This is a genomic window from Actinomadura roseirufa, assembly GCF_900659635.1.
Lineage (GTDB): Bacteria > Actinomycetota > Actinomycetes > Streptosporangiales > Streptosporangiaceae > Spirillospora > Spirillospora roseirufa.
Window position 1 is genome coordinate 1 of sequence record NZ_CAACVB010000290.1, and the last position, 8,635, is coordinate 8,635.

Here is an 8,635-nt window from a genome sequence, read left to right on the forward strand (position 1 = left end):
GGCTCGCCGCCGGGTCCGGCGGCCGCCGCCGGGGCCGTCTCCGGCCCGGGGCCCCGCGGGGTCCGCTCCCGCGCGGGACCGGCCGCGCCCTCCTCGGACATCGCGTTCACCTCCACCTCGCCCCGACCGCGCACCGGGTCGCATCGGGCTCAGTCTGAACGCTACCGTCACTTCGCGACATCGTTGCCGAAGGAACCGGGGGGAACGGCGCGACCATGGCGAACGAGGAGGACTGCCGCGCGGCGCTCGGCCGGATCGCCGCGCGGCTGGCGGAGGTGGACGCCGACCGCTTCGCCGAGCACGCCGTCGAGCGGACGATCAGCTGCCGGATCCCCGATCTCGGGCTGGCCTACCGGAGCCGGCTGCACGCGGGCGGGCTGGACGGTTTCGAGCCCGACGGCGACCCGGGCACGGCCCAGGTCAGGCTCACCGTGGACAGCGACGACCTGGTCGCGCTCGCCCGCGACGAGCTGAGCCCGGCCAAGGCCTGGGCCGCCGGCCGGCTCAGGATCGAGGCGAGCCTCCTCGACCTGATCCGCCTGCGCCGCCTGCTGTGACCGGCGGGACGGGCGGGCGGACCGGCGGCCCGATCGGCGAAGCCGTCGGCGGATCCCGTCAGTGGGCGCGGTGGGGACGGGGCAGCCGGAACCCGCGGTCGGCCAGGACGGTCCGCAGCCGGTCGGGGTAGTCGGTGATGAGGCCGTCCACGCCGTCGTCGATGAGCTTGTTCATGGTCGGCTGGTCGTCCACCGTCCAGGGGATCACCTTCAGGCCCAGCCGGTGCGCCTCGGCGACCATCGCCTTGGTCACGTACGGCCGGTAGCCGGGGTCGGTGACCTTGCCGTTCTGCGGGAAGCCGTGCACCGGCGAGAACGCCGACGCCCCGAACGACCGGACGGCCTTCAGCGGGTCACCGCCGAAGTCGTCGATGTCGATCCCGCCGAGCCAGGGCGAGCGGCCGGGCTGCCCGGTCTGCAGGAAGTCGTAGTTGGTGAGGGCGACCAGCGGCAGCCTGGGCTCGACCTGGCGCATGCGCATCAGCGCGCCCCAGTCGAAGCTCTGGATGGTGACCTGGCGCCGGATGCGCGCCCGGCGGATCTCCTGGGCGGTGACGCGGACGAACTGCTCGCGCGGCGCGGTCTCGCTGGGCGCGCCCGCCTCGACCTTGGTCTCGACGTTGAGCTTCACGTCGTTCGCCCGGTACTGGCGGACGAGGCCGAACACCTCGCTCAGCAGCGGCATGCGCGCGCCCGGCGCGGCCTTCTGCCCGGGGAAGTCCGGCAGCGTCCGGGAACCGCAGTCGAGGCTGCGCACCTGCTTGAGCGTCAGCGTGTTGACGTACTTCCCGGCGTAGGGGTACTCGGGGTCGCCGGGGGTGACGGGGCCGGTGTCCTGGCACTTGGCCGGGTTGACCTTGCGGTCGTGGGTGACGACCGCCTGCCCGTCCTCGGTGATCTGGACGTCCAGCTCCAGCGTGCTCACGCCGAGGCGCAGCGCGTTCGCGAACGCCGGCAGCGTGCTCTCCACCACCAGCCCGATCCCGCCGCGGTGGGCCTGGAGGTCGAACGTGCGCCGGTGGTGCCCGCCGGCCGCCGCGGGCGCCGCCAGCGCGGGCCCCGCCGTCCCCGCGAGCGCTCCCGCGAGCCCCACCACAACAGCCGTACGACGCCAGCCGCTCATGGTCCACTTCCCTTCCGTGTCCTGCCGGGCCGCCGGTGCGGCCCGCGGGACACGGTCGAGCGCCGCCGCGACGTGCCGGGATGCTCCCGGTGATCACTGAACGAACGGTCCGTGACCGTGGCCGGAACACCTCCGGCCGGGGGCCCGGCTCAGCGGGACGGGAGGGAAAGCGCCTCCAGCGCCCCGGTGAGGGCGTCCGGGGACGGAGGGGAATCCTCCCGCCAGGCGGCGGAGGCGAGGGCCCGCAACCCGTCGTAGGGATCGCCGGAGCCGGTGACGGTGATCCGGCCGCCGGCACGGCGCGCCGTCCAGCCGCCGCAGCGGTCCGCCTCGCCGTCGCGGACCGGCTCGGGGTGCGGGGTCAGCAGCCCGGTCAGGTCGGGCGCCAGGTAGCTGGGACGCCGCGCGGGCGGCGCGGTGAGCGCGTGGAGGGGGTCCGTCACGCCCGTGAACACCAGGAGGCTGTCGGCCCCGCCGTTGCGGGCGCCCTCGATGTCGGTGTCGAGCCTGTCGCCGACGACCAGCGGACGGCGCGCTCCGGTGCGCCGGATCGACTCCTGGTGCAGGGGGAGCTCGGGCTTGCCGGTGACGATCGGGTCGACGCCCGTGGACGAGCTGATCACGCGCAGCAGGGCGCCGTTCCCCGGGTGCGGGGGCCCCTCGCCGCCGGGGATGGTCAGGTCCCCGTTCGATCCGACGAACAGGGCTCCCGCGGCGACCGCCTGCGCGCCCTGGGAGAGCAGGTCATAGGACAGGCCCGGAGAGAAGCCCTGGACGACGGCGGCGGGCTCCTGCGAGGCCACCGTGACCGGCCGCAGGCCCGCCGCGTACATCGCCTGCCGCAGGCCCATGCCGCCCACGACCAGCACCTTCGCCCCGGCGGGCAGCCGCTCGGCCAGCAGCCGTGCCGCGGCCTGCGCCGAGGTCACCACGTCCTCCGGCGTCGCGGGGACGCCCACGTCGGTGAGCAGCGCCGCCACCGCCGACGGCGTCCGCGAGGCGTTGTTGGTGACGAACGCCAGCCGCTGCCCCGCCGCGCGGGCCTTGGCCAGCGACTCGGCCGCGGCGGGCACGGGACGGCGGCCGACGTAGACGACGCCGTCCAGGTCGAGCAACGCGACGTCGTACGCCTCGCTCAGGGGACGGTCACTGCCCTTCATCGCGCTCCTTCGGGCGGACCCGTGAACGGGCCCGCCGGGTAGGGGGCCTGCGGTCAGCGGCGGGACGCGAGCGTCGCCCTGGCGTGCCGCAGCGCCCGTTCGTAGTCCTTGTTGTCGGGGCGCATCGCCGCCGCGAGCGCCAGGTGCTCCACGGCGGCCTCGAAGTCGCCCATCCTGCTCAGCGCCAGGCCGAGGCCGAACCGCGCGTAGTCCTCGGCGGGCTCCTCCTCCACGATCCCCCGGAAGCTGTCGGCCGCCGCGCCGAACAGCCGCGCCCCGAACTGCGCCCGGCCGAGCGCCTCGCGGATGCTGTGCGAGGCCGGCTCGGCGTCGGCGGCCCGCGCCAGCAGTTGCACCGCCGCGGCGGCGCTGCCCGAGCGCAGCAGTTCCAGGCCCCGCGTGTACCACTCGTACACGCCCCCGTCGGGGGCGGAATTCCCGCCCGGGGCGTCCCCAGAGGAATCCTCCGGCCGTCCCGGTCCTCCAGCGCTCACGTGGCCCTCCCCTCGGACTCTGATCGTTACGACCGTACCCGGCCGTACGGCGGACGCCATCCGTGGTTACCATGCCCATAGTGGACGACGACCTCCCCTCCGGGCTCGGGCCGGAACGGTTCAGCGCCCGGCTCTTCGGGTCCGCGGGACCGCGGACCGGCGGCGGCCTCGAACTGGCCCCGTTCCGAGGCGTCCGGTTCGACCCCGAGGTGGTCGGTGACCTGGCCTCCGTCACCACCCCGCCGTACGACCTGATCGACGAGACCGGCGTGCGGCGGATGCTCGCGAGCGGCGGGCACAACATCGTCCGGCTCAACATGCCGCGCGCCGCGGGTGAGAGTTATCACCAGGCGGGCGTCCTGCTGCGCCGCTGGCTGGCCGAGGGCGCGCTGACCGTCGACCCCGACCGGGCGCTGTACGTCTACGAGGCGCTGCTGGACGGCGGAACGGTCCAACAACGGGGGCTCATCGGCGCCCTCGGGCTGCGCGCGGAGGCCGACCGGGTCGTCCTGCCGCACGAGGACGTGTTCCCCGGCCCCGTCCGGGACCGGCTGGCCCTGATGACGGCCACCCGCGCCAACCTCGAACCGATCTTCCTGGTGTACGAGGGCGGCGGCGACGCGACACGGATCGCCGACGAGGCCGCCGCCGCGACGCCGCTGGTGGAGTTCCACACCGGCGACGGACGCGCGCACCGGCTCTGGCGCATCGCCGAGCCGTCCCTGCACGCCCGCGTCGGCGCGGACCTGCGCGACCGGCGTGCCCTCATCGCCGACGGCCACCACCGCTACGCCACCTACCGCGCCCTGCAGGCCCGCCACCACGCCGCGGGCGACGGGCCCGGCCCCTGGGACCGCGGGCTCGCGCTGCTGGTGGACTCCACCCGCTATCCCCCGCACCTGGGCGCCATCCACCGCGTCCTGCCGGGGCTCAGCCCGGCCGACGCCCTCGACCGCGCCCGGACCGCCTTCCACGTCACCGCCCAGCCCGACCTGCCCACCGGGCTGGAGGCGCTCGCCGCCGCGCCCCGCCCGGCGTTCCTCATCGGCGGCGGCGACCGGCCGCACCTGCTGACGCGGCCCGCCCCCGAGCGGCTGCGCCGCTGCATGCCCGCCGGGCATTCGGCGCGCTGGCGGGGGCTCGACACCGCCGTCCTCGACCATCTGCTCATCGGAACCCTCTGGGGCGTTCCCGAGAACGAGTCCAGCATCGAGGTCGTCCACGACGACCCGGCCGCCGCGGTCGAGCGCGCCCGGCGCACCGGCGGCACCGCCGTCGTGCTGAACCCGCTGCGGGTGGAGGACGTCTTGGCGGTCGCGAGCGAGGGCGAGCGGGTCCCCCGCAAGTCCACCTCGTTCGGTCCCAAGCCGCGGACCGGTCTCGTCCTGCGCCTCCTCGACCCCCCGGGCCCGGTCGCGCTCGGCGAGGTCGCCCACCCGCCCGCCAGCTAGCACGGACGGCGAGGGCTGGCCCGCGGGCCGCGCGGGCAGCATGATCAGGCCATGGACACAGCGACGACGATCACCCCCCTCGGCGGCGACGTCTACGAGATCGACACCAGGATGGCGGGCTTCAGCGGCATCACCGCCGGCTACCTGATCCTGTCCGACCGGCCCTGCCTGGTGGAGCCCGGCACGGCCGGATCCGCCCCGATCGTCCGGCAGGCCCTCACCGACCTCGGCGTCGGCCCCGAGGACCTGGCCAGCGTGGTCGTCACGCACATCCACCTCGACCACGCGGGCGGCGTCGGCGACATCGCCGAGCTGTACCCGCGGGCGGAGGTCGTCGTGCACGAGAAGGGCGCCCGGCATCTCGCCTCTCCCGAACGGCTGATGCGCAGCGCCCGGATGGTCTGGGGCGACAGCCTCGACACGCTGTTCGGCGAACTGCGGCCGACGGAACCGGCGCGGATCCGCGCCGTCGAGGACACCGGCGTGATCGACCTCGGCGGCGGCCGGCGGCTGGAGTCGCACTACTCCCCCGGCCACGCCAAGCACCATGTCGGGCTGATGGACTCCGCGACCGGTGACCTGTACGTGGGCGACGCCGCCGGGATCTACATCCCGGAGACGGCGGACGTCCGCCCCGCGACGCCGCCACCGGACTTCGACCTGGACGCCGCCCTGAAGTCGCTCGACAGGTTCCAGGCCCTCGGCCCGCAACGACTGCTCTTCGCGCACTACGGACCCGTCACGGAGGTCACCGGCACGCTCGAACGGTCGGCCGAGGAACTGCGGATCTGGGTGGACGCGGTCAAGGACGCCCACGACCGCGGCCTCGACCTGGACCACGCCGTCGCGATGGTGGTCGACCGCACCAAGGACCGCTACGCCATCGCCCGCGAGGACGCGGATCCCGAACTGGCCCGCAAGTTCGAGATCCTCAGCGGCGCCGAAAGCAACGTCGCCGGGATCATGCATTCGCTACTTTAAGCAAGCTGTATTTAGGCAAGTCCGGCCCACTTCGCTCGCTTGCGCTCGCTTCGTGACCAGTCTTGTGCGAGCGCGAATCGCTTCGCGATCTTCCCGGCGGGGCTCGCCTTCGGCTTCGCCCCGCCGGTCAGGTAGCGCGCTCGCGTGACGGCTGAGGCCGCTGCGAGACACGCCCTGCGCCACCCCCTGGTCACTCTGCCGGAGCATTTGCGTGCGGCACGGACGTATGATCCGCCGGGCTCCGGTCGGAGCCCGGCGGATCGTCGGGGTGTCAGGCCCGGGGCCCTCCGTCTTCGGGGCCTTCGTCCTCTTCGTCGCCTTCGTCCTCGTCATCGGCTGGGCCGTGGACGGGCTCCGTGTCGGCGGTCTCAAGGCCGGTGGAGTCGAGCTCCGTGGGCTTGGGCTCCAAAAAGACGACCGGGGCGTTCGGCAGGTCCTCGTCCGCCGGGGGCTCCAGAGACTCCGGGTCGGCGGGCTTGAACTCGATGGCCGTGGCGGCGACGATCTCGGGTCCGGGCTCCGGCTGCTCCGGTGCCGCCTCCGCCTCGGATTCCCCGGCGTCCTCGTCCTCCGTCTGCGGAACGTCGAGGCTCTCACTCGCCTCGGCCTCGCCGCCGGACTCCTGGATCTCCTCCTCGTCCTCCTCGGTGTCGAGGATGTGGAGCCCGTCCAGCTCGGCGTACCGTTCGGCGGCGTCGGTCTCGCCGTCCCGGTCGGCGGCGGCCGCGCGCGCGAACCAGTCGGAGGCCTCGCCCTCCCGGCCGGCCTCGACGAGGGCGTCCGCGTAGGCGTAGAACAGCCGCGCCGACCAGGGCCGCAGCCGCCGGTCGCGCAGCTCGGGGACCTGCAGCGTGACGACCGCCGCGTCGTACTGCCCGAGGTCGCGGCGCACGCCCGACTCCACGATGCGCAGTTCCACGCGGCCCATCGGGTCGAGCCCCGCGGCCTCCGGCGACTTGATCAGGTCGAGCGCCCGCTCGGGGCGCCCGAGCCCGCGCTCGCAGTCCGCCATCAGCGGCAGGTACGCGTCGTCGCCCGCGCTCAGCCTGCGGGCGGCCCGCAGCTCGGCGAGAGCCTCCGCCCACTCCCCGGCGTGGTAGGCGGCGAGCCCGGCGGCCTCCCGGACGATCCCGACCCGGGACGCGAGCCGGCGGGCGGCCCGTGCGTGCTTGTAGGCCAGCTCCGGGTCGTCCTCGGCCAGCCGGCCCGCCATGACCAGGTGGCGCGCCACCCGTCCCGCGAGGTCCTTGGGCAGCGCCCGCAGCTCGGCGCGGGCGTCGACGTCCAGTTCCTCGCCCGTCACGTCCTCGGGAAGGAGCGGGTCGTCGTGCTTCGGCGCCGAGGGGGCGCGCTCACCGGACGACCCGCGCCGGTCGCCCCGGTCGCGCGGCGGCCCGTACGACCGGCCGCCGCCGTCCTCCGGGCGTCGCTGCCCACGGCCCTTGAACGGCCTGTCGCGGTCGCCGGGACGGCCTTCGCGCCTGTCCTCGAACCGGCGGCCGCCGGGACGCTCCTGGCGGAACCCGCCCGGTCGCCGGTCGTCACGTCCGCCGCGCTCATCGCGGTTCTCGTACCGCCGCTCCTGGGGGCGGCCCTCGAAACGGCGTTCCCCCCGGCCCGCGCCGGCCCTGGGACCGCGAGGCCCTCCGGGACGTCCTTCGCGCCGTTCCTCACCCTGTCCGCCGCGAGGCCCTTCAGGACGGCCGTCGCGCCGCTCCCCCTGGGGATTGCGCGGGCCGGAGAAACGGCCCTCTCGCCGTTCTCCCCCCTGACCGCCGCGTGGAGGACCGGAGAAGCGGCCTTCGCGGCGCTCTCCCCTGCCACCGAAACCGCCCTCGCGGCGTGCGCCGCCCTGACCGCCACGCGAACCGCCGGGACCGCCCTCACGGCGCTCGCCCTGAGAACTGCGCGGACCGGAGAAACGACGCTCCCCGCCCTGACCGCCACGCGGGCCGCCGAAACCACCGTCACGACGCTCACCCGGACCGCTGCGCGGACCAGAGAAACGACGCTCTCCACCTTGGCCACCACGCGAGCCACCGAAACCGCCCTCACGGCGCTCACCCGGACCGGAGAAACGACGCTCCCCGCCCTGACCGCCACGCGGGCCGCCGAAACCACCCTCGCGGCGCTCACCCGGGCCACTGCGCGGACCCGAAGAGCGCCGCTCACCGCCCTGGCCACCGCGCGAACCGCCGAAACCACCCTCGCGGCGCTCGCCCTGGGAACTGCGCGGACCCGAGGAACGACGTTCCCCGCCTTGACCGCCACGGGGACCGAAGCGGCCTTCACGGCGGTCGCCGCTCTGGCCGGCGCGCGGGCCGCCGTAACGTCCTTCGCGCTTGTCGTCCGAGCGTCCCTCGCGGGAGTCGGTGCGCCGGTCGTCGGAGCGCTTGAACGGACGGTCGGGCCGGCGGTCGTCACGTCCGCCGCGCGCCTCTCTGTCCTTCCAGCCGCCACCGGAAGGCCCACGGCCGCCCTGCGACGCCCCGTTGCGAGGCGCGCCGCCCCGGAAGCCACCGCCACCCTTGCGGGCACCGGGTCCTCCCGGGCCGCCACGGGCGTTGCCCCCTCGACGGGGCGGCGTGCTCCGCCTGCCGTCATTGCCCCGCCGCTCGCGGTTGTCGTCGCTACGGCCGTCCTCTTCCGCGCTCATCACGTCCGTCACTGTTCTTGATGGTGGTTCGGTGGACTCTTGCAGCCTACTTTGGCTTGTCCAACACATGCGTCGAGGGCCGCCCCGGAAATCGGGGCGACCCTCGACCAATATGAGTCCGGCGGTGTCCTACTCTCCCACACAGTCACCCATGCAGTACCATCGGCGCTGAGAGGCTTAACTTCCGGGTTCGGGATGGGACCGGGTGTTTCC

7 protein-coding genes and 1 rRNA gene are annotated in these 8,635 nt (G+C 74.7%); 3 read left to right on the forward strand and 5 right to left on the reverse strand.

The genetic code is table 11. The features are described 5' to 3' along the window. Nucleotides 1-215 precede the first annotated feature (215 nt). Nucleotides 216-557 (forward strand): SCP2 sterol-binding domain-containing protein, encoded by a 342-nt coding sequence (locus tag E1291_RS35300; protein ID WP_131742406.1) that lies wholly within the window; start codon nt 216-218, stop codon nt 555-557. A 58-nt stretch (nt 558-615) separates the two neighbouring features. Here the strand turns inward: E1291_RS35300 and E1291_RS35305 are convergent, their stop codons facing one another. From E1291_RS35305 to E1291_RS35315, 3 genes are all read right to left on the reverse strand, one after another. Continuing rightward, on the reverse strand, nt 616-1,680 hold the full coding sequence (locus E1291_RS35305) for a glycerophosphodiester phosphodiesterase family protein (protein ID WP_131742407.1): 1,065 nt from the start codon (nt 1,678-1,680) through the stop codon (nt 616-618). Between the two features lie 149 nt (nt 1,681-1,829). Further along, complete coding sequence (locus E1291_RS35310) at nt 1,830-2,840, reverse strand: HAD-IIA family hydrolase (protein ID WP_131742408.1); 1,011 nt, start codon at nt 2,838-2,840, stop codon at nt 1,830-1,832. 53 nt (nt 2,841-2,893) lie between these two features. Continuing rightward, a complete protein-coding gene (locus tag E1291_RS35315) occupies nt 2,894-3,334 on the reverse strand; it encodes a tetratricopeptide repeat protein (RefSeq protein WP_306434496.1) in 441 nt (146 codons plus the stop codon). Nucleotides 3,335-3,405: 71 nt separating this feature from the next. Here E1291_RS35315 and E1291_RS35320 point away from each other — a divergent pair, with 71 nt between their 5' ends. Continuing rightward, the gene (locus E1291_RS35320) at nt 3,406-4,785 is read left to right on the forward strand and encodes a DUF1015 family protein (protein WP_131742409.1); all 1,380 of its coding nucleotides are present in this window, start codon (nt 3,406-3,408) and stop codon (nt 4,783-4,785) included. A gap of 51 nt (nt 4,786-4,836) precedes the next feature. Further along, nucleotides 4,837-5,766 (forward strand): MBL fold metallo-hydrolase, encoded by a 930-nt coding sequence (locus tag E1291_RS35325; RefSeq protein ID WP_131742410.1) that lies wholly within the window; start codon nt 4,837-4,839, stop codon nt 5,764-5,766. A gap of 271 nt (nt 5,767-6,037) precedes the next feature. Here E1291_RS35325 and E1291_RS44385 read toward each other — a convergent pair whose 3' ends face one another. Continuing rightward, nucleotides 6,038-7,069, reverse strand: coding sequence for a hypothetical protein (locus E1291_RS44385; protein WP_242614574.1), 1,032 nt, complete (start codon nt 7,067-7,069; stop codon nt 6,038-6,040). 1,469 nt (nt 7,070-8,538) lie between these two features. Then, nucleotides 8,539-8,635 (reverse strand): 5S ribosomal RNA (rrf, locus tag E1291_RS35335); the annotation flags it as partial.